Genomic DNA, 25444 nt, shown 5'->3' with positions numbered 1-25444 from the left:
GTTAAGAAAGTTCGTTTTTCGATTTCTTGAAAGCCAAACCATAAAGCGTCTTTGTAATGCATTACTTCTTTAGTCGCTGGATTGTCGTATTTTTTTTCGGCTATGGAAGCCATAAACAATTCGTCTTGGGTTGTAAGGATGTTTTCTATTGCTGAACTGGCTTGTGCTTCTTGTAAATTGATGGTGTCAATAAACAGTGTTGGGTTTGGCAAATTAGTTATCGCTCCTTTTAGTTCCGATAAAGCTCTACTGGAAGTAATTAGTTTTTTTAAAATTACTTTAGTTTCTAAATCGGTATTAGGTGGTAGTAACGGTAATTCGTCATACGGTTTTTCCGGGTTATAATTTGCTGCCATAGATGGTGTTTATATGAAAGTCAATTTTAGGATTATTTACCTTCGTTTTATTTTCGAGAGTAAAAATAGTAAAAAATTACCTTCGAAATGATTTTCGAGAGTAAAAAAATGAAAAAATTACCTTCGTATTGAATTTTAAAAGTAGAATTGACTACAATTTACCTTCGTTCTTTTCTAAAAGATGTAATTGTCAACTGCTTTGTCTAACTCTTCGCTGATGATTTTAGCATATATCTGTGTTGTACTAATGTCTGTATGGTCCATTAATTTAGAAACGTGCTCAATTCTCATTCCGTTATTTAACGCATTGGTTGCAAAACTGTGTCGCGATAAATGGAACGAAAGTGGAAACGGTAGTTTCAACATTTTACCCATTCGGTTGAGTTGGAAATTTGCAGAATGATTTTCTCTTTGTGAAATGAAGTAACGTATTTCTTCGCTCTTGTTGTATGATTTTTTATCTGTAATAATTGGGAAAATATAATCATCTGGTTGCGCATCTTCTTTGATGTATTTATTCAAAATATCTATCGCAACCTTGCCGATTTTGAACTGGTGTAATCTTCCTGTTTTGCGAATTACTTTTTTTATTCTTTGCTCTTCGCTATTGTAATTGGTGTATTGCAGCTCGATAACATCGCTAAATCTTAATCCTCCGGCATAAATCGAGAAAAGGAATAAATCTCTCCATAAATCCGCTTTCTTACCTTCTTTAAGGTCTAAATTGGTTAGTTTTTCGATTTGGTCTTTGTTTAGGAATACTCTTTTCTCGGTATCTTTTTTTAATGTCAGTTTGTTGAATGGGTACATATATTCTGGAATGATGTCTTCTTTTATAGCTTCCTTGAACATTATCGCCAAGATCATTATTGAATAGCGTTGTGTGGTTGCTCCGTTTTTTAGAATATTTCCCATATGAGCCATATAGTCTTTCAAAACTGACACCGTAATATCATCAAAATAAACATCCTTGCTGCCTACATAGTTTTCAAATTTCTTAGTGTAAAGCATATAATTTTTATAGGTTCCAAACGAAACGCTACCCTTTATTTTTTCACATCGAGCATAAGCATATTGAAAAAAGTTTGGCACTTCTTTTCCCTTGATGGCTTCTTTTAGTTTTTTGATGGAAACGGTTTTTATCTTTCTTTCCATATCGGCAACCTGACCTTCAGCATCTGCAATTTTTTGAGATAATGCAGCATTCATCCTCGCGCTGTTGGGATGGTTCTTTTTTACTTTCTGCTTTACTTCATCCCACTCGTTCTCTTTGAGCTTCACTCCAGCAGTGATAAATTTCGTTTTTCTATCTTTTATAATTCGAATGTACAATGGGCTGTGTCCAGTTTGGTCTGCCTGATGTGTTCTTAAAATTAGTTTAATTGATGCCATAGTGTTAGGAAATTAGAAATGTTGTACTATATTTGTAAAGCAATGCAAACGAGTGAAAGTATTGTAAATACTGGGTTTTCAATTGGGTGCATCGTGATACGAAGGTACAACATTGGGTACAACAAAACAAGTATTACATTGCTTTTTTATGCTTAAAATTGCATTGTCAAATTTAATAAAGTCAATGAATACAACACTTTAAGTGCAATTGAGAACTGGCAATTATAAAATGAGGATAACAGCGGTTAGTAGCAATTTCTGAATTTTGTGGTAAGTTCACGTTTGCGTTTCGCAAGAATTTTTATCTTTAACAGAAAACAATGAGTTCCTTAGCAACGACTTTGCTATTTCAAAAAGTCAATATTTCTTATCATCCCAGCATACTTGGTCCTTTTAAGCGGCGAATTATTAAAAACTGCCTTAAAAGTCTCTTCGGTTAGTTCTGTCCAATCTTTTTTAGACATTGACAGCACTTCTGTGCTAGGATTGAAAAGCGGTTCATTATGCGCTTTCGAAAATCGATTCCAAGGACAAACGTCTTGGCAAATGTCGCAACCAAAAGCCCAATCATTGAATTTGCCTTTCATTTCTGGAGGGATATTCTCTTTGAGTTCGATGGTAAAATAGGAAATACATTTACTCCCATCAACGACATAAGGCGCAACAATAGCATCGGTGGGGCAAGCATCAATACAAGCGGTACAAGACCCACAATGGTCGGTTGTAGCGTGGTCGTATTCTAAATCTAGGTCGATAATCAATTCGGCAATAAAATAAAAAGAACCTACTTTTTGAGTCAGTAAATTACTGTTTTTGCCCATCCCACCTAAACCGCTTTTCGCAGCCCAAGCTTTGTCTAAAACCGGAGCAGAATCGACAAAAGCGCGACCCGAAACTTCGCCAATATTCGATTGAATCGAAAACAATAATTCCTTTAATTTTTCTTTAATGACCGAATGATAATCTTGTCCATAAGCATATTTTGAAATTTTATAAGAATCCTCATTTTGAAATTCAGAAGGATAATAATTTAAAAGAAGTGAAACAACACTTTTGGCATCATCGACCAGCAAAGTGGGGTTCAATCGTTTGTCAAAATTGTTTTCCATATAGGACATTTGACCGTTCATTTGATTTTTCAGCCAATGTTCTAATCGTGGTGCTTCTTCTTCGAGAAATCCAGCTTTGGATATGCCACAAGACAAAAACCCGAGGCGTTTGGCTTCTGATTTGATGAATTGGGAATATTTTGAGTTAGGAGTTATGGGTTATGTGTTATGTGTTATGGGTTACGTGTTAGCAAATTGCCATTGATATTACCGTTGAAATTTTACTCTAAAACAGTCCACCCTGAATATTAATTTTCAATTTCCCAAGATGTTTATAAGCTTTCTCAGTAACTTCTCTTCCTCTTGCTGTTCTCATAATAAAGCCTTCCTGAATTAAAAAGGGTTCATAAACTTCTTCGATGGTTTCACTACTTTCCGAAACGGCTGTTGCCAACGTCGACAATCCTACTGGACCACCTTTGAATTTATCGATAATGGTGTTTAGAATTTTATTGTCCATTTCGTCCAAACCGTGTGCATCGACATTTAAGGCTTTTAAAGCGTAACAAGCAATTTCAATATCAATTGTGCCGTTTCCTTTTATTTGTGCAAAATCACGCACTCTACGCAGCAAGGCGTTAGCAATACGAGGCGTTCCGCGGCTTCTACCGGCAATTTCAATAGCGGCTTCCATCGAAATGGGCATTTTTAAAATAGTGGCGCTTCGTTCGACAATCGTAGTTAACAGTTCGGTTGTGTAGTATTGCAAGCGAGAGGAAATTCCGAAACGGGCGCGCATCGGTGCAGTCAATAAACCAGAACGGGTGGTTGCTCCAATTAATGTAAAGGGATTTAAATTGATTTGGACAGTTCTGGCATTAGGTCCAGATTCTATCATAATGTCAATTTTGAAATCTTCCATTGCCGAGTATAAATATTCTTCAACAATTGGACTCAGTCGATGAATTTCATCAATAAACAAAACGTCCCTTTCTTCAAGATTGGTTAACAAACCAGCTAAATCTCCCGGCTTGTCCAAAACAGGTCCAGAAGTGATTTTGATTCCTACTTGTAATTCATTGGCCAATATGTTTGCCAAAGTAGTTTTACCTAATCCTGGTGGCCCATGAAAAAGCGTATGATCGAGTGCTTCGTTTCGTTGATTGGCAGCTTGAACAAAAACTTTCAGATTTTCTAATATTTGTTCCTGACCTGCGAAATCATCAAAAGAGAGTGGCCTCAATTTTTTCTCTAGATCAAGTTCTTCTGGATTGTAACCTTCGTTTGTTGGGTCTAAATTTTCATTCATTCTACAAATATAACAAAGTTATAAGTAAATAAAAATGCCTTTCGAAAGGAAAGGCATTTTTAATATTTATGTCAAAATGATTAGTGATGTAGAACTTCTTCTCCTTCTTTAAGTGGCACATTTTGGGGAACAAAGTCCTCATTATGCGCAGGATTACTATAATCATAAGGCCAACGGTGCACTTCAGGAATTTCTCCTGGCCAGTTACCGTGAATGTGTTCAATCGGAGCTGTCCATTCTAATGTATTGGATCTCCAAGGATTTTGAACTGTTCTTTTTCCGTAAAAAATACTAGAAAAGAAATTATACAAGAAAACCAATTGGAAAGCACCACCAATTAAAGCAAAAACAGTTATCAGAACATTTACATTTTGCAAATCATCAAATAATGGAAAGTTAGTGTTAGTGTAATACCGTCTTGGCAAACCAGCCAAACCTATAAAGTGCATTGGAAAAAATACTCCATAAGCACAAACGGCCGTTACCCAAAAATGAACATATCCTAAATTTTTATTTAACATTCTTCCGAACATTTTTGGATACCAATGATAGATTCCGGCAAACATTCCGTAAAGAGCTGATATACCCATTACCAAGTGGAAATGCGCTACAACAAAATAAGTGTCGTGAACGTTAATATCCAAAGTACTGTCTCCAAGAATAATTCCTGTTAGACCACCTGTGATAAATGTTGAAACCAAACCGATAGAAAACAACATAGCAGGATTCAATTGCAAATTCCCTTTCCACAGCGTAGTGATGTAATTAAACGCTTTTACAGCAGATGGAATCGCAATCAATAAAGTGGTAAAAGTAAATACAGATCCTAAAAATGGATTCATACCAGAAATAAACATATGGTGACCCCAAACAATTGTTGATAAAAATGCAATTGCTAAAATAGACATAATCATCGCTCTATAACCAAAAATTGGTTTACGAGAATTTGTTGCGATTACCTCAGAGGTAATACCCAAAGCTGGCAACAATATGATATACACCTCAGGATGTCCTAAGAACCAGAATAAATGTTCAAACAAAACAGGAGAACCGCCTTGATAATGCAAAACTTCGCCCGCGAGATAAATATCAGAAAGGAAAAAAGAAGTGCCAAAACTTCTGTCGAAAATTAACAGCAACGCCGCTGACAGTAGTACTGGGAATGAAATAACTCCAATAATAGCAGTTACAAAGAACGCCCAAATTGTTAATGGCATTCTAGTCATCGTCATTCCTTTTGTTCTTAAGTTTATTACAGTAACTATGTAGTTTAACGAACCCATTAGCGAGGCTGCAATAAAAATTGCCATTGAAACTAACCAAAGCGTCATACCCATACCCGAACCTGGTATAGCTTGTGGCAAAGCACTTAAGGGTGGATATATAGTCCAACCGGCTGATGCTGGTCCTGACTCTACAAAAAGCGAACTAAGCATTATTACACTCGATAGGAAAAAAAGCCAATAGGAAACCATGTTCAAAAATCCTGATGCCATATCCCTTGCGCCTAATTGCAACGGTATTAAAAGATTACTAAAAGTACCACTTAAGGCTGCTGTTAGCACAAAGAATACCATTATAGTACCGTGAATGGTTACCAACGCCAAATATCTATCATTTAATAGCACACCGTCTGGAGCATAACTTTCTCCAAGAAAAAAACTGAACACTTTAAATGACTCTTCTGGCCACGCCAATTGCAATCTAAAAAGCATAGATATGAATACTCCCACTACACCCATAACAATTCCAGTAAGCAGGTATTGCTTAGCAATCATTTTGTGATCTATACTAAAAATATATTTAGTAATAAAAGTATCTTTATGATGGTGTTCGTGTTCGTGTTCGTGTTCTTGTGTATGATCGTGAACTTCTGCTGACATATTGTTTACTTTAAATTTTTTTTATTAATTATTTCATTGCCATTTTAGCGATAGCCGCAGTATCTTTTGCTTTTGTAGAATCTGCACCAACCCCACCTTCAACTGGTTTTGGAGTATTTGCTACTTTTACTTCCTCAACTATGGTAGGCTTATCGCTCAACCATTTTTTATAATCTTCTGGCGTATCTACAACCACTTTCATTTGCATATTGTAATGTGATGCACCACATATCTTATTGCAAAGCAATAGAAAATCAAAAGTATAGGGATCAAGACCAGCCTTTCCTTCGGCTACAAGAATTTTACTTTTAGCGTCGCGTAAAGCATTAATATTTTTTATTTTCTCTATCATAAAAGGCAAATCTCTATATTCATCTGTAGTATAAACAGGTTCAAAAGCAAATTCGGTAACCATTCCAGGAACACAATTCATCTGCGCTCTAAAATGTGGAAAAAAGGCAGAGTGCAAAACATCTTGCGAACGAAATTTAAAATGTATCTTTCTACCCTTTGGAATATGAAGCTCTTTAACTACTATATCGTCTTGTGCATTTGGATCAGAAAGGTCAACCCCAAGAGTATTAACGCCTTCAATCAATCTAACATTAGCTTTACCAAGAACGTTATCAGTTCCCGAATATCTTGCTGTCCAATTGAATTGTTGTGCATACAATTCGATTTCAATGGTTTCTTCGTTTTTATCAATAAACATAATATCTACCCAAGAATACAAACCATACCCAATTAAAAGCGCTAACACAATAGCAGGAATACCACTCCAAACTATTTCTAATTTATTGCTATCTGCAAAGAACAATGCTTTATTTTCTTTTTTACCTCTGTATTTGAAAGAAAAATAATGTAACAATATTTGTGTAATAGCTTGTACTATAAAGATAACTATCCAAGTTATGTTCATCAAATAATCGACGATTGCGCCGTGTTTTGATGCTGGGGTGTGAAGCACTAATGGACCCCATTTTATTAATCCGTAAATTGTAAAGATATAAATGAATGCTAAAAACCCAAACATTAAATAACCTTGCGTATTATTATCATCATCATTAGCTACCTGCGAATCATCGTGAATTACACCTACTTGAGTTAAATCAAATATCTTAGTTAACTGCCACAATGCAACGGCTAAAAGAGCTACAACTAAAATTATCAACAAAATCGACATATATTTATTTTTAAATATTAATAATGAAAATGCTTACTTTCTTCAATAAATGGATTTCTTTTTGGCAATAATGGTGCTTTTGTCAATGCTGTAAAAACAACATAGATAAACAATCCCAAGAAGAACATAACCGAAGCAATTTCTGAAATTCCAATAAACCATTGATCCCCCACTGTTCCCGGCATAATCATATTAAAAAAATCAATATAATGTCCAAACAATATTACGGTGCCAGCCATAACAAGTATCCATGAAATTCTTTTGAAATCGGTATTTACTAAGATCAAGATTGGAAAAACAAAATTCATTACTACAGCACCAAAGAATGGAAGATTATACACTTCAATCCTAGTAACAAAGTAAGTAACCTCCTCAGGAATATTAGCATACCAAATCAACATAAATTGTGAGAACCATAAGTAGGTCCAAAACACACTAAAACCGAACATAAATTTCGCTAAATCGTGAATATGGCTTGTATTGACGTGTTCCAAATATCCTTTTGATTTCAAATACAAAGTGATTAAGCAAATTGTTGTAATCCCGCTTACGAAGAAGCTAGCAAAAACATACCAACCAAACAAAGTACTAAACCAATGTGGATCAATAGACATAATCCAGTCCCAAGACATTATTGATTCTGTAACAATAAAGAAAACTAAAAATCCAGCTGACATTTTGAAGTTCTTTTTGTAGAAACTATCGTCTTTGGCTTCATCTTGCGCCAAACAATTTTTTCGAGAAAAATATCGGTATAAATTCCAACCAATCAAGAAAATTGCAGCTCTGATAATCCAAAAAGGAAAATTTAGATATCCTGATTTGTTGGCTATGATTTTATCATAATTCGCATCCCCAACCTTTGTTACACCTTCTCCCAACCAAACGAAGAGATGATTAAAATGCAAACCACAAAGTATCAAAACAATAATGAAAATAACAGACCCCACAGGTAAATAAGCGGTAATACCCTGCATCACTCTAAACAACACTGGCGACCAACCTGCCTGAGCAACTTGTTGAATAGCGTAAAAAGCTAAAACACCAAGAGAAATTAACATAAAGAAAATACAGGCAACATACAAGGCAGCCCAAGGCTTATTCTGTAATTGATGCAACACATGTTCTAAATGTTCTTCGTGTTCTGTGTGAGCGGCCTCTATTTTATGCTCTCCTGCTTCGACTTTGTGAGCTTCAGCACCTTCGTGGGATTCGGTTGATTTTGAAACTTCGTGACTACCATGAGCGTCCGCAGCAAGAATTGCTTCTACTGCTTGAATATCTTTAGGTGCAGCATAAAAACCATATCCTATTCCTAAAAGTCCTGCAACCATTAGTATAAGGGAAAATGTTTTTAGTTTACTTGAAAATGTGTACATATCTTTTACGATGAGTTTGTTTTACAATTATAATTTACTTTTTAGCTCCATCACATACGCTGCAACCATCCATCGTTCCTTTTGACTCAATTGATTGGAATAAGCACCCATAGAATTAATACCATATTTAAGAACATGATAAATACTACCCTCTGTAATTACTCTGTCTTTGTAATTCGGCACGCCTAAAATTTTTCCTTGAGTAACCAGCTTTCCTTTTCCGTTACCAGCATTTCCGTGACAAATACCACAATAAATTTCGAATAAATATTTAGATTTCTCTTTATCTTTATCTGATATACTATCTAATGGCGAAACCGAATTCAATTTAGCTGAGTCATATCCTTCAGTTGAGTTCGGATAGGCATAAACATCAAAGCCCCTTTTTATAGAACCTTCCGCTGGAAGCTGAGCTTCTACTCCGCCTTTAAAAATACCTACATGAGAGTAAGTATCATAACCTATGTGCTCATACATATTTGGCATATACTGATAATTTGGTTTCAAATTATCTTTACAGGATAAAACCAAAATACTAATACTTATTAGAAATGTTATTTTGTATCTACTTTTCATATCTACTATTAATGCTTATCAATTAGTTTAACTTCAACCGCACCTGTACTTTCTAAAAAAGAAATCAATTCTTTTTCATTGTCTTTAACTGCAACTTCCATTAAAAAATGATCGTCTGTAGTTCTGACATCTGGATTTTCAGCCGCCTTAAATGGCCATAGTCTACTTCTCATATAAAAAGTAATAACCATTAAGTGAGCTGCAAAAAATACTGTTTCTTCGAACATAATTGGCACAAAAGCGGGCATGTTTTCAATATAACTAAAACTTGGCTTACCTCCAATGTCTTGTGGCCAATCTTGAATCATTATATAATTCATCATCCACGTTCCAAATGAAATTCCAATGCAACCATAAATAAAAGCACAAATTGCTAATCTTGTCGGTTCCAATCCCATCGCCTTATCCAATCCGTGAACTGGAAAAGGAGTGAAAACTTCTTCAATATGATGATGAGCTGCACGTGTTTTTTTTACGGCATTCATCAATATATCATCGTCATTGTATATGGCGTATACTACTTTGTTACTCATGGTGTGATTCTTTATTTGCTGCTCTCGCCTTTATAAAATTATCTCCAGTTCCTTTCAAAATTGTTTTTACTTCTGCCTGAGCAATCACAGGGAATGTTCTAGCATACAATAAAAATAATACGAAGAAGAAACCTATTGTTCCAATGAAAATTCCAATATCAACAAATGTTGGTGAAAACATTGTCCAAGACGATGGCAGGTAATCTCTGTGTAACGAAGTTACGATAATTACAAACCTCTCGAACCACATTCCAATATTTACTACAATTGAGATGATGAAAGAGAACATTATACTTGTTCTTAATTTTTTGAACCACATAAATTGAGGTGAAAACACGTTACACGTCATCATTGACCAATAGGCCCACCAGTACGGTCCAGTAGCTCTGTTCAAGAATGCATATTGTTCGTATTCAACTCCTGAATACCAGGCTACGAATAATTCAGTGATATAAGCAACGCCAACGATAGAACCTGTAATCATAATTACAATATTCATTAATTCGATGTGCTGAATTGTTATATAGGCTTCAAGATTAGAAACTTTTCTCATAATAATAAGCAAAGTATTTACCATTGCAAATCCTGAGAAAACTGCTCCTGCAACGAAGTATGGCGGGAAAATGGTAGTATGCCAACCTGGAATTACTGAAGTAGCAAAGTCCATAGATACAATAGTGTGAACAGAAAGCACCAATGGTGTTGCCAAACCTGCAAGAACTAAGGAAACTTCTTCAAAACGTTGCCAGTCTTTAGCTCTTCCGCTCCATCCAAAACTCAAAATTGAATAAATCCTTTTGTTAAATGGTGTGATAGCTCGGTCTCTAAGCATCGCAAAATCGGGTAATAATCCTGTCCACCAAAAAACCAACGATACAGAAAGATAGGTAGAAATTGCAAATACGTCCCAAAGTAATGGTGAATTAAAATTTACCCAAAGTGAACCAAATTGATTCGGGATTGGTAAAACCCAATAGGCCAACCAAGGACGACCCATGTGGATAATTGGAAACAAACCCGCTTGAATTACCGAGAAAATGGTCATTGCTTCAGCAGAACGGTTAATAGCCATTCTCCAACGTTGACGGAATAATAAAAGTACCGCTGAAATCAAAGTTCCTGCGTGACCAATACCAACCCACCAAACGAAGTTAGTAATATCCCAAGCCCAACCTACTGTTTTATTTAAACCCCAGGTACCAATACCAGTTGAAATAGTATAAACTATGCAGCCTAATCCCCAGATGAAGGCTGTTAATGCGATTGAAAATACAATCCACCACTGTTTGTTGGCTTTTCCTTCAACCGGTGCGGCAACATCTACTGTTACATCGTGATAAGATTTATCACCTATGATTAAAGGTTTTCTGATGGGTGCGTCGTATATATGAGACATAATTTAATTTTAGATTTTAGATTTTAGATTTTAGATTTTTTAAAAACCTCTTTTCTTTCATACCTATATTTTACACTTATTTAATTTTATTTTTATCAACTATTGTCATTGAAATATTTTATGTATTTCTAACTTTTACGTGGTAAATTACATTTGGTTTTGTCCCAACATGTTCTAATAAATGATACATTCTTTCGTCTTCTACCAACTTAGCAACTTGACTTTGTTTATCATTAATATCTCCAAAAACCATCGCTCCTGTTGTACAAGCACTAGAACAAGCGGTTTGGAATTCTCCGTCAACAACTTCTCTTCCTTCATTTTTAGCGGTCAAAATGGTTGCTTGTGTTTTTTGAATACACATAGAACATTTTTCCATTACACCACGTGAACGTACATTTACATCTGGATTCAATACCATACGACCCAAATCGTCATTCATGTGGAAATCAAATTCGCTGTTTTTGTTGTATAAGAACCAGTTGAAACGACGTACTTTATAAGGACAGTTGTTCGCACAATAACGAGTTCCAACACATCTATTGTATGCCATGTGATTTTGACCTTGACGGCTGTGTGATGTAGCTGCAACAGGACAAACTGTTTCACAAGGTGCGTGATTACAATGTTGACACATTACAGGTTGAAAAGCCACTTGTGGATTATCTGATGCGTGCTCCATTTCATTAAAGGTAGAAAGTGAACTAGACAATCCTGCAATATTTTCTTTTCTTTCATTATCTCCAGCAAAAGTCTCTTCGGAAGAATAATACCTATCGATACGCAACCAGTGCATATCACGACTTCTTCTCACTTCTGATTTTCCAACAACTGGAACGTTATTTTCAGCGTGGCAGGCTATAACGCAAGAACCACATCCTGTACAAGCATTTAAATCTATCGAAAGATTAAAATGATGCCCAACGGAACGATCGAATGAAGACCATAAATCTACGGAAGTTGCTTTAACTTCTTTGTGATCCAATGAAACCATTGGTTGCTCATTCCAAAATTCTGCATCTTCTGTATTAAATATTTTTAAAGTAGTTTCTTTAATAATATCGCCTCTTCCCATCAACGTTTTTTGACCTTGAACACAAGCAAATTCGTGTTCTCCGTCTCCTTTTGTCAATGTAACTGATTGTACATTACTCAAACCTTTGTATAATGAATAGGCATTTACACCTACTTGCATTTCTTCTTTTAAAGCTGCTTTTTTACCATAACCAAAAGCTAAACCAACAGTTCCAACCGCTTGTCCAGGCTGAACAATTACAGGAACATTTTCTAGTACAAGTCCGTCAGAAGTTTTGATTGTAACATAACTTCCGTTCAAACCACCATTAGCAACGATTTCATTTGACAACTCCAATAGTTTAGCATCGGCAGCGGAAACAGTAACATAATTATCCCAAGAAACTCTAGTAATTGGGTCAGGAAATTCTTGTAGCCAAGGATTGTTGGCTTGTTGACCATCACCTAAACCAGTTTTGGTATATAAATTTAATTCTAGACCTTGTGACGCTTTTGTTTGTGCCAAAGCATTGGCAGCAGCAGCATAATCAGCTGAACCCGCAGAAGCTGAAGCAGCAGTTCCAACAAAAATTCCATCGTGCAAAACTTGATTCCAAGTAGAACCTGCAATTATTGATGCAGAACTTGCTATTAAGTAATTGTAATAAGTACCTGCAATCCCATTCAATGACAATAAAACGTCTTGAAATTGTTTAGTATTAAACACCGGACGAATAGTTGGTTGAGTCAAACTATAGGTTCCTTTAGTAATGCTTACATCTCCCCAAGATTCTAAATAGTGAGGCGCTGCAGCAGCAATCGTTATTAGCGAAGCGGTTTCGTCTTCTCTCAAAGAAAATGAAGCCGAAAGACTTACTTTTTTCAAGCCATCAACAAAATCTTTTGAATTAGCTAAAGTATAAACCGGATTTACACCGCTCATTATTAAAGTATGAACGCTTCCTGCTTTCATATCATTTACTAATTGAGTCACTTTTTGGCTAGATCCTTTTCTAATTTGTCTTGTTCCAACAGTAGAAAAAGACTCACTAGCTAATTTCTGATTGATAGCCAAAACCAATAACTGCGCATTTTTATCTTGAATGCCAGAAACTAAAACTCCTTTAGACCCAGATTTCCCTAATTCTATAGCAATTTTTGAAACTTCGGCTTTTAATTTTGCATCCAATGTTACTGGAATTGATGCTCCAACAACTGTGTTATAAATCAATACTAATGCTTGCTTTTGATTGGCAGTTGATAGTGCAACACGCTTATCGGCAGCAGCACCAGACAATGTCATATTCGCTTCTAATTGAAAATGACGCGATATTTTTTGATTTCCCTTTGGTCCTTGAGGAATTCTTCCTTTTGCATAACTTGAACCATAATTTCCACCTTGCCAATCTCCAAGGAAATCTGCACCAACGGAAACGATTACCGAGGCTTTTGAAAAGTCATAATCAACCAAGGCTCTTTCGCCATAAACCGTTTCGAATGCATCTAAGGTTTCTGATTCAGAAACAGCATCATAAATAACGTGTTTTGCATTTGGATTTTTAGCAAGAAATTCTGCAATCAACTTTTCAGTTGATGGACTTGCTAATGTATTGGTCAAAAGAACAACTTGTCCTCCCTTAGCTTTGGCATCAGCCAAACCTGTTTTTATTTTGGAATCAACATCAACCCAAGTAGCCGCTTTCCCAGCAATTTTAGGCTCTTTCAAGCGCATACTATCATACAATGACAATATTGAAGCGTGGATTCTGGCGTTGGCAGCAAATTTTGCCCCTGCCATTGTATTATTGTCTATTTTGATAGGACGACCTTCGCGCGTTTTTACTAAAAGGTTAGCAAAATCGAAACCATCAAAAACTGTAGTTGCATAATAATCAGCAATTCCAGGGATAATTTGTTCTGGTTGAACTACGTAAGGTATTGACAAGTGAACAGGGCCTTCGCAAGCAGCAAGTGTAGCGGCCGCTGTAGTAAATCCAACGTACTTTAAAAAATCACGACGTGTTGTTGATGAAGATGACAATGCACCTTCGTTTCCTAAAAATTCATCAGTAGGAATTTCTTCAACAAATTCGTTATTTCTAAGCGCCTCAACAATAGAACTATTTCCGTCTAGTTCTTCAACACTTTTCCAGTATTTTTTGTTTGATGACATATTCTATAAATATTGTTTATTGTTTGTTGCTTGTGGCTTATGTTTGAAACAACAAACTATAAACCCTAAACTTTGATTTAACTTATTAATAATGACATTTACCACATTCCAATCCTCCCATTTGTGCTGCAGTCAATTTTTCTACACCATATTTTTTGGACAGTTGTTCGTGAATTTTAGTGTAATATTCGTTGCCTTCCATTTTAACTTCTGTTTTTCTATGGCAATTGATACACCAACTCATAGTTAAAGGTGCAAATTGTTTTTGAATTTCATAAGTCTGAACAGGACCGTGACAGGTTTGGCATTCAATTCCCGCAACTGTAACGTGTTGTGAATGGTTAAAATAAACGAAACTTGGTAAGTTGTGAATACGAACCCATTTTACAGGCTCAGTTTTTCCTGTATATTTTTGATTGTCTTTATCCCAACCTACTGCCTTGTATAGTTTTGCAATTTCATTATCGTAAAAAGCTTTAGAGTATTCAGGTGTCGCAGTAGTGTCAGAAACCTCGGCAATACTTTTGTGACAGTTCATACATACATTTAGTGAAGGAATTCCAGAATGCTTACTCACACGAGCAGAGGAATGGCAATAGTTACAATTTATACCGTTGCTTCCCGCGTGGATTCTGTGTGAATAATGTATTGGTTGTACCGGAGCATAATCTTGATCAACTCCTATTTGCATCAAATAACCATATACAAAATAAGCACTAGCCAATAACATAAATATCGCTGAAACCAATACTAAAAATTGGTTTTGTGCGAAAGCTTTCCATAATGATATTGTCGGTTCTTTTGGCGCAACACTAATTCCTTTTGCCGCAGCTACTTTTCTTAATACATTGTTTACCAATACTAGCATTACGACTAATATTGCCATAACCAAAGCCAATGCACCTAAAACTATGTCGTTCGAAACCCCACTGGCGTTCGCATCGGTACCTGGAACTTTCTCACCGGCCACTGCTGCAGGAGCTGCAGGAATTGGTTCCATTGTGTAAGCAATAACATTATCAATATCAGCCTCCGACAATTGAGGAAAAGCTGTCATCTGAACCTTATTGTATTCTTCGTAAATTTTTACGGCCTGAGCATCACCTGATTTAATTAAATCAGAACTATTGTGAATCCATTTATAGAACCACGCTTTTTCGTACTTGTTGCCAACTCCTCTAAGCGCCGGACCAGTTGCTTTTGCATCTAGTTTGTGGCAAGCAGCACAATTTGCGTTGAATATTTCCTTTCCCTTGACAGGGTCGCCGCCTTGCGCTACAGCTGGAGTTGCCGCTGCCGCTGGAGCAGTAGTTGCCGCCGCCGGTGTCGCTGTTGCCTCTTGTGCATAAGAATGTATTGATAAGGATAGCAGAACAGCTAAACTTAAAAATAATTTCCTTGAAATCGAACTATGGTTACCCATCTTTTTCATATAGTATAGTAATTATCAAAAATAGTGAACTGATTTTTTACACGATTAAAATATGATAAAAATCACCTTCTTTAAAATACCGCACAAAAATACACTTTAAGAACTATTCTCAAAACCCTAAAATAGTCTTAAATATAATTTATATTAATTCTAAATAACAACAAGGTTTCAGGTATGTTTTATAAACACTATTTTTGTATAAAAATCATTGCAATATGAAAATTATAGTCGCAAAAAAAATCCTTTTATCTCTCTTATTTTGTGGTATTTCGACTTGTTATGTCCAAGCACAGCAAGACGATGTTACAGTAATACAAGATCCGAAATTTGAACAGTTACTCAACGAAAAGCGAAAAATAAATGCTTCGCTTACCCTAATCGACTCCTATAAAATCCAGATTTATAATGGCGGAAGCGAAAATGCCAAAAAAACACTAAACGAGTTCAGACAACAATTTAGTGACCTTGATGCCACGATTGTTTTCAATACTCCCAATTATAAAGTTTGGGTTGGTAATTTCAGAACGCGCATCGAAGCCGAAAAAACTTTGGCAGACATCAAAGACAGTTATAAAAATGTGCTTTTGATTAAGCCTAGTCGGTAACATTTTTTTTGATTTAGTTATGACATGATTAAAACTTCTTCCATTTGCTAAATCAGTATTATAAAAATAAATATGGAAACCATAAGTAGAACTGATAACATATAGGGTTTTAAAACAGACCTATACGGTTTTAAAAACCTCATAAGTCTTAACGCATCAAAATAACTCAATAAAATTTCAACTCCTTATTCTTATCATTTGTATATCCACTTTGTGATATAATTAATGAGCGACAAATAAACCGGTGTTAAAATAATTAGTTTTCACTATTTTTGTGTTCACAAAAGCTCAAAATGAAATACTATATTATTGCCGGAGAAGCTTCGGGCGATTTGCACGGATCGAATTTGATGAAAGAATTATACAAAGAGGATCCCAATGCGAACATACGTTTTTGGGGTGGCGACTTGATGCAGAAGATTGGCGGAACTTTAGTAAAACATTACAGAGAATTAGCATTTATGGGTTTTGTTGAAGTTTTGTTCCATTTGAAAACGATTTTGAACAACATCAAAATATGCAAAAAAGACATCTTAGATTTTGAACCTGATGTGCTTATTTTCATTGATTATCCTGGTTTTAATTTGCGAATTGCCAAATGGGCCAAGGCGAAAGGTTTCAAAACCCATTATTATATTTCGCCCCAAATTTGGGCTTGGAAGGAAAGTCGTATTACTGATATCAAGCGCGATATTGATAAAATGTATGTTATTCTGCCCTTCGAAAAAGAGTTCTATGAAAAAAAGCATCAGTATCCTGTTGCCTTTGTGGGTCATCCTCTGATTGATGCCATTCACAATCATCCTGCAATAGATGCTGCTATTTTCAGAGCAGCAAATCACTTGAGCGAAAAGCCTATTATTGCTATTTTGCCTGGAAGTCGCAAACAAGAAATTACCAAAATGCTTTCGGTGATGTTGAGCGTTGTGAACGAGTTTCCCGATCATCAATTTGTAATTGCTGGCGCACCAAGTCAAGAATTTGCTTTCTATGAACAATTTATCACTACTAAAAATATTAAATTTATTTCGAATAAAACATACGATTTGTTGAGTAATGCCTCGGCTGCACTGGTCACATCAGGAACGGCAACACTCGAAACGGCTCTGTTTAAAGTGCCAGAAGTGGTCTGTTATAAAGGAAGTTCGATTTCGTATCAAATTGCCAAACGCATTATTACGCTGAAATACATTTCGCTAGTCAATCTGATTATGGATGAGGAAGTGGTAACCGAATTGATCCAGGAAGATTGCAATAGCAAACGCATTGCTAATGAATTGACTAAAATTTTAGAACCTGAAAACCGTAAAAACCTATTGAAAAAATACGCTGTTTTGGAAGAGAAATTAGGTGGCATTGGCGCTAGCCAAAAAACGGCTCGACTGATTGTAAATGATATAAAACCAGCTGCAATTTTATAAGTTTTTAAACATAAAAATTCCCTGTCAAAGTTTAAATCACCTTGCAGGGAATCGTTTTTTTGGTTCTACTTTTTATATGAAAACAAATTTGAGATAAATTTAAACCACATAGAATCGATGCTAAATTGTTAAAAAGATTTTCATAGAAAACACTTTTTACACATAGAAGCTATGTAGTCAACCCTTAAAAAGAGCTATTTTTAATTTCCACAAAAATAGGAATATTATTTTCAGGATAGAAGTTGAACAAATAATTAAGCCAAAAAACAATTTGTTCCTTGATTTGGTTGAATCGGAGCTTAAAATTGTACCCGATTCCTGCCAAAAGTGCATTATGAATATCACCAGCCACGCCTTTTAGGAAGTTCAATCCTAGAGCGTGGTTTCTTTTTAAATGTGATATTGTGGGTTCAATTGCTGCTCTGGCTCTAAATCTATTTCTAGCAACTTCTTGTTTGTATCTTGAACTCTCTTTTCTGTTTTTTGGTATCAATATTTGTGTTCCATTAACTTCTGTTTTTCCTCTAAATCCTCTGTCAGTACCAGCTATTATTGGTCTTGTCCCTCCAATATGTTTTCTAACTCGCTCGCTTTGGGCTAATGATTCTTCCAAAGTATTACTATCGTGTGGATTGCCTGAAAACCTTTTTATTGCTGTAATTACTCCTGTTTGTCTTCCTCTTACAACACATACTTTTGTACCAAATTCGTATGCTTTATGTGCTTTCCCTTTTGCAATGCAGGCCGTTTGTGGTTCGTGTAAACTGTAAATTTTATCCTTGCTGTTGCGCTCTTGAGTGAGTGCCTTTTTGTAGTTACTAAATTCCGTTTCGTATTGTTTTTGAAGATGCTCTGGCAGCGTTCTTTCTAATTCACGAACCAATCTCTTTCCAATAGTTCGCAACTTTTTTCGAGCCATAGTGGCTTTCTGCTTCCGTTTTGGATGATGACCAAAATAGGCATCTCGAAGATGTTGTTTGGCTACTCTTTTATAGGTTTGTCTTTGTTTTACACCTTCCTTTTTAGCAATCTTTGTACAATTATCGATTACTTTTTTAGCCAATTTGGCATCCGTTGGAAAAGTGATGTTTTTCTCTTGAACGGTCGTGTCTACTTGAACTTCTTTTTCGTTTTTTGCCTTTGGATGCAAGGCTACACTTTGGCTTAACAAAAATTCTAACCCTTCTTCTTTCAAGCGTTTTCTAAAATGTACGAACTCACTAGGATCAAAAGGTTGCTTGGTTTGGAAGAATTCTTCTCCTGTAAAATATTGCCAATACGCATTCTCAATCCATCGTTCAACAACCGATTCATCGCTCTCTTTGAACATTTCTTTCAAAAGTAATAATCCTGCAATTTTTCTAATAGGAATTGAGGGTCTTCCTTGATCCGAATATAAATTTTGGAACTCAAGCTCCATTTTATCCCAAGAAACCTCATCAGCCAATTTTACCAACGGATGACTAAGGTTTATAAGGTCTGTTAACCTAGTTTTGAATAAATTTTGCTGAAAATCCGGTTTTATTTTGCCTAACATATTGCCACTTTTTTATACCGAAATATACACTTTTTGGCGATTTAAAAGTACTGTTTTCAACTGAATTTAATCACAAGTTATTAACAATCAAATTGTTAATTCATTTTTAAGGAATGACTAGATAACAAATAACGTAAAAAGGTTGGGAATCTTTTGTTTTTTTTTTATTAAAATCTTTGTGAACTTTACTTCGTCTGTTCGCTTTGCTCGAGTGTGCCTTCTTTGTGTCTTTGTGGTTCAATCAAAACTCAAATGGCTCTTCAATACCCAATGAATCTATAGCAATAGAATCCTGAACTTTTATATTCAATAGAGAACGCGCGATTCCTGAAATTTGTAACGGAAGAGATTGACCAATAGTGTCTTCTGAAACTATAATCCCTCGCCGCAACATCAAATTGCTCAGGAATTTTTGCTGTTGTTTGGCATACGATTTCAAGTTTCCTTCATTGTCAAATTGCCACATAAATTTCTTTGGTTTTGGAACGATGGTGGCCAGAAACAAACATTCTTTCAAGGTCAAATCAGATGGACTTTTTTGGAAGTAAAAATGTGCAGCTTCGCCAATGCCATACACATTTGGTCCCCATTCGATAACGTTGAAATAGACTTCGAGCATTCGTTCCTTGCTGGCGATTCGGTTATTTTCAAGGATATAAACCAATAAGATTTCTTCTAATTTTCGGGAAGCTGTTTTTTCACGAGTAAGAAATACATTTTTGATTAATTGCATACTAATCGTACTCGCGCCTCGAGAGAATTTCTTGGTGCGAATATTTTTGAGAATCGATTGTTTGAAAGCTTCGCTGATAAATCCGCGATGCGAGAAAAAGGATGGGTCTTCAGAAGTCAAAACACATTTTTGTAAATAAGGCGATATTTGATCCAACGGTGTGTAATTTGGATTTGCTGAACCCACCAAAACCGAACGTTGCCGCACGTTTTGTATGATGGCATTATAGACGAATTCCCCATTGAGTTTGTTCAGATTGGCTTCGCCATATTTGGTAATCTTCAGGTTTTCTTTCTTCAAATTGCTATCAAAAATAAGTTTGTTGGGCTTGTTTTTATTGAACATAAAATCCAGCTTGTATTCGAAGTTCCCTTCGGCTTCCATTCCTTGAAAATGAGTAAACAAACCATCGGGAAGCGAGACAATGAAATCCTGTGCTTTCATCTTCGGAATCGCCACTTTGAGTTTATAAATAGTATCCGATTCGGTTTCGTAAGCCAAATAAGGATGAAATTTTATTTTGTTAAATTCTACGGTCGAACTGCTGTCTATAGAAATAAAATCAGAACCCAACAAGAATCGAAAGTCAAATTTGGCGTTTTTGACAACCACATCTTTACTGGCAATTTTCTTGTGATTAATCATCAAATTAGCAATAGAAGCAAAACCGTCAAGATGCAATTCGCTGCCAGATTTGTCAATGTTTTGAATGTTAATTCTAATGGAATCGAAACTTGATTTCAGGTTAAAACGATCGCCAATATAAGGCACTTTTATTGCGCCGGTATCAACATTAAAAAACTGAATATCAAATTTTTTGTCTCTAGGATCTGCAAAACCTGCAATTCGGATTCGCTGCGAAAAAGCTTTGGTTTCTACTTTGATAGCAGTCTCCAATTGCTGATTGACTAATCGCAGCTTTTGGAAATTAATGTTGGTTTTCTTACCATTATCATCTATTTTAAACGAGAGGTTTTCTACTTTCATATCCGTTGGCACTAAGTTGAGTACTTTCGAAATAAGTCTATAAGCTACTTGAGCATAATCTCTTTTTTCATTGGAACCGGTTGTGTCTTTGTCTCTTTTTAGAAAAGCATCGAAATTTCGACCCTTTTTGTTTTTGACCAATTGCACATAGCCATTTTCGATTTCTAAGGTTCCCAATTGAATATCGCCAACGAGCAATCGCCATAAATTGACACTGGTTTTCATTTTATGGATGTGAAAAAGGGTGTCGGCATTTTTGGGAACTAAAATTATTTCGGAAAAACTCAAACCCGAAAGCCCCATAAATGATGCTTCTTTTACAGTAAAAGTGCTGTTGTATTCGCTTGTCATTTTAAAAGAAACCTTTGAAATGGTTTGTTTTAATAATTCATTTCTAAAAACAAAAAGCCCCAACACTAATATTAACAGTGATGCCGCAGTGATTTTTATAGATAAAACTATTTTTTGTTTTCGAGTTCGCATAAATGGAATGGAATCTTTAAAATTTGGGACATAAAGAAAAGAAAAAAAATGCTGCTTTCATTTTTTTTGTGATTGTTTTATACAACAAGTCTACTCGGGTTAAGGCGTGACTTAAAGGGGATAGAATGCGTTTTTAATAGTTAATGACGAGTTTGTCAAAAAATAATTTATATAATTTTTCATTTTTGACTAAAATGCACCAACTAAATGTTAAATTGCGACAAAATCAGCAATATTTATCTCTTTGTGATTGATAGAGAAAGCAACTGCTTATTACCGTAAATCGTCATTAGTATTGATTTAATTTATGAATGCATCAGTTTTAAAATTAGTAAGAAGCAAAATTAATGCAGCGGTATTGATGCTAGTATGTATTTCAGCAATAGGCGTTTTGGGGTACCGATTTATTTCGGGATATTCCTGGATTGATGCCGTTTATATGACCGTAATTACAGTCGCCACTGTTGGTTTTGGCGAGGTAGTACCGCTAGATGATACCTCTAAAATTTTCACTGTGTTTTTAATTTTGGCAAGTGTTATTATTGTGGGATATGCGCTTTCCATTATTACCGAACATATTTTGAGTAAAAGTAATATTGAAGAATTAAAAAATAAAAAGATGCAAAAAAATGTAGATGGTTTCAAAAATCACGTGGTGGTTTGTGGTTATGGCAGAAACGGAAAACAAGTCGTTCGGAAATTGATGGCGTATAATAAGCTGTGCATTGTTATTGAAAAAAACAAGGAAATCGAGGACCGATTGAAATCCGACAATGTGCCTTATATTATTGGAAATGCCAATGAAGATGAGGTGTTGTTGCGAGCGGGTATCGATCGAGCATCGGCTTTTATATCAGCATTGCCAAACGATGCCGACAATTTGTTTGTGGTGCTTTCGACTAGACAAATCAACAAGGACATTAATATTATCAGTAGAGCTTCGTTAGAATCGTCGTATACTAAATTGAAATTTGCAGGTGCTAACAATGTTATTCTACCCGATAAATTGGGTGGTGACCATATGGCTTCATTAGTAGTTGTTCCGGGTTTGATGGAATTTATAGACAATTTGTCCTTTGTAGGGAATTCAAATATTAATATTGAAGAAGTAGCTTTTGAAAAATTAAAAAGCAAAACCCAAGTAAAAACTATTAAAGATTTAGACCTTCGAGATAAAACGGGATGCACTATTATTGGTTACAAAGACGAGAATGGCAATTATATCGTAAATCCTGAGGAAAATTTAGTCTTAGCACCTCATTCTAAAATTATAGTTTTAGGAAGACCCGAACAAATTGAAGTGCTTAATAAAGTCTATGACATTTGATGCTAATTTTCTTTATGTATTTCGGTTGTTAGGTCTGTTTCTAACCAAACAACTCGCTCGCTACATCTTCAATCTTCGCCACCAATCGCACTTTTATTATGGTGTTTTTCAAAGCAATTTTATTGTATTTCGAAACAAAGATGGTCGAAAATCCTAGTTTTTCCGCTTCCTGAATGCGCTGATCCACTCGGTTTACCGGACGAATTTCGCCCGAAAGACCCACTTCGCCAGCAAAGCAAAAATCCTTATTCACCGGAATATCTTCATTCGAGGATAAAATGGCGGCTACCACTGCCAAATCTATCGCAGGATCATCAACAGAAATCCCGCCAGTTACATTCAAGAAAACGTCTTTAACACCGAGCCTGAAACCAGCTCGTTTTTCTAAAACGGCTAAAATCATATTCAGTCTTTTGGCATTGTAACCCGTTGTGCTGCGTTGCGGCGTTCCATAAACTGCGGTGCTGACCAAGGATTGAATTTCAATCATCAACGGTCGCATTCCTTCAAGGGTCGAGGCGATTGCGGTTCCTGATAATTCCTCGTCTTTGTGTGAAATTAGTATTTCGGACGGATTCGAAACTTCCCGTAAACCGTTGCCTAACATTTCATAAATCCCTATTTCGGCAGTGGAACCAAAACGATTTTTTAGCGAACGCAAAATGCGATATACGTGATTTCTATCGCCTTCGAATTGCAAAACGGTATCAACCATATGTTCTAGAATTTTAGGTCCAGCAATATTTCCGTCTTTGGTAATATGACCAATTAAAATCACGGGAACGTTTGATTCTTTGGCAAATTTTATGAGTTCAGCAGTGGTTTCTCGAATTTGAGAAATACTTCCTGGAGTTGATTCAATATAATCGGTATGAAGCGTTTGAATGGAATCGATGATCACGATTTCGGGTTCGATAGCTTCAATTTGTTTGAAGATATTTTGGGTTTTAGTTTCGGTAAGAATATAGCAATTGTCGCTGTTCGGAGTAATTCTTTCAGCGCGCATTTTTATTTGTTTTTGGCTTTCTTCGCCCGAAACATATAAGGTTTTGTACGGCAATTTTAAAGAAATTTGCAGTAAAAGTGTACTTTTTCCAATGCCGGGTTCGCCGCCCAAAAGGATTAAAGAACCAGGGACAATTCCACCACCCAGAACGCGATTGAGTTCACCGTCCAAAGTATTCATTCTTACTTCTTGGCTGGAATCAATTTCCTTTATTTTCAGGGGTTTTGAAACTCTTTTTGAATCGGAAGTAGAAGGTTTCCAACTTGATTTTTCTTCTTTTTGAATAATTTCTTCGACGATGGTATTCCATTCTTTACAGGAATTGCATTGTCCCTGCCATTTGGAATATTGGGCACCACAATTTTGGCAAAAAAAAGATGTTTTTACTTTAGACATTATTTCTTTTTGGGTATTAAACTTTGCATTTCGTCAGACTTTTCAATCATCATATCTTTACTCAAATCTCCAATTTCATCAAATTGATATGCTTTTTGGTAGGCTTTTGCAGCTCTTTTCAAATCTCCAGTTTTTTCATACATTAAACCCAACTCATAATCAGCAAGCATTGATTTTGGATAATTTTTTTTGGCTATGTCCGCTAATTTATCTAATTCTTGGTAGGATTTATTTTTCAGAATGGCAGCTTCGATGGCTTTAAAATCAGAAACTCTTATTTGAACTTTAAATCGTAATGTTTTCTCAATAACATCATATCTATCGGTCAAATATTTAACTTGTCCAGTTTGAAGAACCGAGATTTTTTCTGTAAATTCAGTCATTGAAATGGGTTTGTAGCAATCGAAAATGTGGTACAAAGCGTTGGGAATAGAATACAGTACTGTGGAATAATGCGAAGCACCTTTAAAGGCATCGTATCTGTAATTGATTTTAGGGTTGGCAGCCGTTTTAATGTTAGTGTCCAATTTATTTACTGATTCTAAAACATCTTTTAGGTCTCCATCGCCCGTAGATTGGTAGTAGAAAAGAGGTTGTTTTAAGCCTGCAAACCGTTCTGGAATTTGGGTATCCATTCCAGGAACGAGTTCCGGGCTCAATGAAATATAGGCATTGAATATGGAGTAATCTTTATATAGAAAAAAGTTTAAATAGCCAGCTGTGGTGTCGTGTCCAGCAATAATTCGAAACGGAGCAACGCGGTATTTTTTTTCGATATAAGGAAGCAATTCACCACCAAGGAACTCGAAAAAGCTAGCTCCTTTTCCGGAAGGTAGATTGGTATCTTCATTATAAGTACAGTCGTCGATTCGTTCTTTGTTTTTGTTTTGGTTAATGCCAATGATGATGGTTTCGGGTAAGTCTTCCCAATACTCACCGTAGCTCAAAGCACCGTAAAAAGGGTCAAACAAGTAATCGCTGTCTAGCAAAACGAGGATTGGATATTTTTTAGTTGGGTTTTTTTCGTAGGAATTGGGCAGTCCAATAGTTATTTCTCGGCTTTGGCCCAATTTGCTTGAAACAAATTCCTCGGTATATTTTTGCGAATAAAGTGAGATCGAAAAAAACAAAAATAATACTATTTGCTTCATAATTTATGTGGTTTGTACATTACTATTTTTTGAATTTTACGGTTCGAAAAGAGTAGCAATATACTACTTTTATTTACTTTTAAAAAAGCAGAATATATAAAAAAGAACATTTCGAAAACAATT

19 protein-coding genes are annotated in these 25444 nt (G+C 35.7%); 3 read left to right on the top strand and 16 right to left on the bottom strand.

Annotation, left to right across the window (positions count from 1 at the left end; all coding sequences use genetic code 11):
* The 12 genes from RMO83_RS00330 to RMO83_RS00275 form a co-directional block, all read right to left on the bottom strand.
* Positions 1-356: Fic/DOC family N-terminal domain-containing protein (locus RMO83_RS00330; protein WP_310557676.1), on the bottom strand; the 356-nt coding region annotated here is incomplete at its 3' end.
* 174 nt (positions 357-530) lie between these two features.
* The gene (locus RMO83_RS00325; RefSeq protein ID WP_310557675.1) at positions 531-1748 is read right to left on the bottom strand and encodes a site-specific integrase; all 1218 of its coding nucleotides are present in this window, start codon (positions 1746-1748) and stop codon (positions 531-533) included.
* 344 nt (positions 1749-2092) lie between these two features.
* Positions 2093-3013, bottom strand: a complete 921-nt coding sequence (queG, locus tag RMO83_RS00320; protein WP_310557678.1) for a tRNA epoxyqueuosine(34) reductase QueG — start codon at positions 3011-3013, stop codon at positions 2093-2095.
* A 70-nt stretch (positions 3014-3083) separates the two neighbouring features.
* Positions 3084-4106 (bottom strand): Holliday junction branch migration DNA helicase RuvB, encoded by a 1023-nt coding sequence (gene ruvB / locus RMO83_RS00315; RefSeq protein WP_310557674.1) that lies wholly within the window; start codon positions 4104-4106, stop codon positions 3084-3086.
* Positions 4107-4186: 80 nt separating this feature from the next.
* Positions 4187-5989: a cbb3-type cytochrome c oxidase subunit I gene (locus RMO83_RS00310; RefSeq protein ID WP_310557673.1), complete on the bottom strand. Its 1803-nt coding sequence runs from the start codon at positions 5987-5989 to the stop codon at positions 4187-4189.
* Positions 5990-6017: 28 nt separating this feature from the next.
* Positions 6018-7172, bottom strand: a complete 1155-nt coding sequence (locus RMO83_RS00305; RefSeq protein WP_310557672.1) for a cytochrome c oxidase subunit II — start codon at positions 7170-7172, stop codon at positions 6018-6020.
* Between the two features lie 17 nt (positions 7173-7189).
* Positions 7190-8551: a quinol:cytochrome C oxidoreductase gene (locus RMO83_RS00300; protein WP_310557671.1), complete on the bottom strand. Its 1362-nt coding sequence runs from the start codon at positions 8549-8551 to the stop codon at positions 7190-7192.
* Positions 8552-8578: 27 nt separating this feature from the next.
* On the bottom strand, positions 8579-9127 hold the full coding sequence (locus tag RMO83_RS00295; RefSeq protein ID WP_310557670.1) for a cytochrome c: 549 nt from the start codon (positions 9125-9127) through the stop codon (positions 8579-8581).
* An 8-nt stretch (positions 9128-9135) separates the two neighbouring features.
* On the bottom strand, positions 9136-9660 hold the full coding sequence (locus RMO83_RS00290) for a DUF3341 domain-containing protein (protein ID WP_310557669.1): 525 nt from the start codon (positions 9658-9660) through the stop codon (positions 9136-9138).
* On the bottom strand, positions 9653-11056 hold the full coding sequence (nrfD, locus tag RMO83_RS00285) for an NrfD/PsrC family molybdoenzyme membrane anchor subunit (RefSeq protein ID WP_310557668.1): 1404 nt from the start codon (positions 11054-11056) through the stop codon (positions 9653-9655). The genes RMO83_RS00290 and nrfD overlap by 8 nt, the downstream gene beginning before the upstream one ends.
* Positions 11057-11174: 118 nt before the next feature.
* Positions 11175-14243 (bottom strand): TAT-variant-translocated molybdopterin oxidoreductase, encoded by a 3069-nt coding sequence (locus tag RMO83_RS00280; protein WP_310557667.1) that lies wholly within the window; start codon positions 14241-14243, stop codon positions 11175-11177.
* An 85-nt stretch (positions 14244-14328) separates the two neighbouring features.
* Positions 14329-15675: a c-type cytochrome gene (locus tag RMO83_RS00275; protein WP_310557666.1), complete on the bottom strand. Its 1347-nt coding sequence runs from the start codon at positions 15673-15675 to the stop codon at positions 14329-14331.
* A 215-nt stretch (positions 15676-15890) separates the two neighbouring features.
* Here RMO83_RS00275 and RMO83_RS00270 point away from each other — a divergent pair, with 215 nt between their 5' ends.
* Together RMO83_RS00270 and lpxB are read left to right on the top strand one after the other, a co-directional pair.
* Positions 15891-16280: an SPOR domain-containing protein gene (locus RMO83_RS00270; protein WP_310557665.1), complete on the top strand. Its 390-nt coding sequence runs from the start codon at positions 15891-15893 to the stop codon at positions 16278-16280.
* A 293-nt stretch (positions 16281-16573) separates the two neighbouring features.
* The gene (gene lpxB / locus RMO83_RS00265; protein WP_310557664.1) at positions 16574-17701 is read left to right on the top strand and encodes a lipid-A-disaccharide synthase; all 1128 of its coding nucleotides are present in this window, start codon (positions 16574-16576) and stop codon (positions 17699-17701) included.
* A gap of 184 nt (positions 17702-17885) precedes the next feature.
* Here the strand turns inward: lpxB and RMO83_RS00260 are convergent, their stop codons facing one another.
* Together RMO83_RS00260 and RMO83_RS00255 are read right to left on the bottom strand one after the other, a co-directional pair.
* Positions 17886-19238, bottom strand: coding sequence for an IS5 family transposase (locus RMO83_RS00260; RefSeq protein ID WP_310557663.1), 1353 nt, complete (start codon positions 19236-19238; stop codon positions 17886-17888).
* A 241-nt stretch (positions 19239-19479) separates the two neighbouring features.
* The gene (locus RMO83_RS00255) at positions 19480-21441 is read right to left on the bottom strand and encodes a biosynthetic peptidoglycan transglycosylase (protein ID WP_310557662.1); all 1962 of its coding nucleotides are present in this window, start codon (positions 21439-21441) and stop codon (positions 19480-19482) included.
* Between the two features lie 307 nt (positions 21442-21748).
* On the opposite strand from RMO83_RS00255, the gene RMO83_RS00250 reads away from it, so the two are divergent.
* On the top strand, positions 21749-22768 hold the full coding sequence (locus RMO83_RS00250) for a potassium channel protein (protein WP_310557661.1): 1020 nt from the start codon (positions 21749-21751) through the stop codon (positions 22766-22768).
* 40 nt (positions 22769-22808) lie between these two features.
* Here the strand turns inward: RMO83_RS00250 and radA are convergent, their stop codons facing one another.
* Both radA and RMO83_RS00240 read right to left on the bottom strand, forming a co-directional pair.
* Positions 22809-24170, bottom strand: coding sequence for a DNA repair protein RadA (gene radA / locus RMO83_RS00245; protein WP_310557660.1), 1362 nt, complete (start codon positions 24168-24170; stop codon positions 22809-22811).
* Positions 24170-25321, bottom strand: a complete 1152-nt coding sequence (locus RMO83_RS00240) for an alpha/beta hydrolase-fold protein (RefSeq protein WP_310557659.1) — start codon at positions 25319-25321, stop codon at positions 24170-24172. The genes radA and RMO83_RS00240 overlap by 1 nt, the downstream gene beginning before the upstream one ends.
* Between the last annotated feature and the right edge of the window lie 123 nt (positions 25322-25444).

It is taken from the genome of Flavobacterium sp. (assembly GCF_031423415.1).
Taxonomy (GTDB): domain Bacteria; phylum Bacteroidota; class Bacteroidia; order Flavobacteriales; family Flavobacteriaceae; genus Flavobacterium.
This window is presented reverse-complemented; position numbering and strand designations above follow the sequence as displayed.

Excerpts from the sequence above, each read along its gene's own strand:
- RMO83_RS00325 (WP_310557675.1), bottom strand. The coding sequence starts at position 1,748 with ATGGCATCAATTAAACTAATTTTAAGAACACATCAGGCAGACCAAACT.
- ruvB (WP_310557674.1), bottom strand. The coding sequence starts at position 4,106 with ATGAATGAAAATTTAGACCCAACAAACGAAGGTTACAATCCAGAAGAA.
- RMO83_RS00310 (WP_310557673.1), bottom strand. The coding sequence starts at position 5,989 with ATGTCAGCAGAAGTTCACGATCATACACAAGAACACGAACACGAACAC.
- RMO83_RS00305 (WP_310557672.1), bottom strand. The coding sequence starts at position 7,172 with ATGTCGATTTTGTTGATAATTTTAGTTGTAGCTCTTTTAGCCGTTGCA.
- RMO83_RS00300 (WP_310557671.1), bottom strand. The coding sequence starts at position 8,551 with ATGTACACATTTTCAAGTAAACTAAAAACATTTTCCCTTATACTAATG.
- RMO83_RS00295 (WP_310557670.1), bottom strand. The coding sequence starts at position 9,127 with ATGAAAAGTAGATACAAAATAACATTTCTAATAAGTATTAGTATTTTG.
- RMO83_RS00290 (WP_310557669.1), bottom strand. The coding sequence starts at position 9,660 with ATGAGTAACAAAGTAGTATACGCCATATACAATGACGATGATATATTG.
- nrfD (WP_310557668.1), bottom strand. The coding sequence starts at position 11,056 with ATGTCTCATATATACGACGCACCCATCAGAAAACCTTTAATCATAGGT.
- RMO83_RS00280 (WP_310557667.1), bottom strand. The coding sequence starts at position 14,243 with ATGTCATCAAACAAAAAATACTGGAAAAGTGTTGAAGAACTAGACGGA.
- RMO83_RS00275 (WP_310557666.1), bottom strand. The coding sequence starts at position 15,675 with ATGAAAAAGATGGGTAACCATAGTTCGATTTCAAGGAAATTATTTTTA.
- RMO83_RS00270 (WP_310557665.1), top strand. The coding sequence starts at position 15,891 with ATGAAAATTATAGTCGCAAAAAAAATCCTTTTATCTCTCTTATTTTGT.
- lpxB (WP_310557664.1), top strand. The coding sequence starts at position 16,574 with ATGAAATACTATATTATTGCCGGAGAAGCTTCGGGCGATTTGCACGGA.
- RMO83_RS00260 (WP_310557663.1), bottom strand. The coding sequence starts at position 19,238 with ATGTTAGGCAAAATAAAACCGGATTTTCAGCAAAATTTATTCAAAACT.
- RMO83_RS00255 (WP_310557662.1), bottom strand. The coding sequence starts at position 21,441 with ATGCGAACTCGAAAACAAAAAATAGTTTTATCTATAAAAATCACTGCG.
- RMO83_RS00250 (WP_310557661.1), top strand. The coding sequence starts at position 21,749 with ATGAATGCATCAGTTTTAAAATTAGTAAGAAGCAAAATTAATGCAGCG.
- radA (WP_310557660.1), bottom strand. The coding sequence starts at position 24,170 with ATGTCTAAAGTAAAAACATCTTTTTTTTGCCAAAATTGTGGTGCCCAA.
- RMO83_RS00240 (WP_310557659.1), bottom strand. The coding sequence starts at position 25,321 with ATGAAGCAAATAGTATTATTTTTGTTTTTTTCGATCTCACTTTATTCG.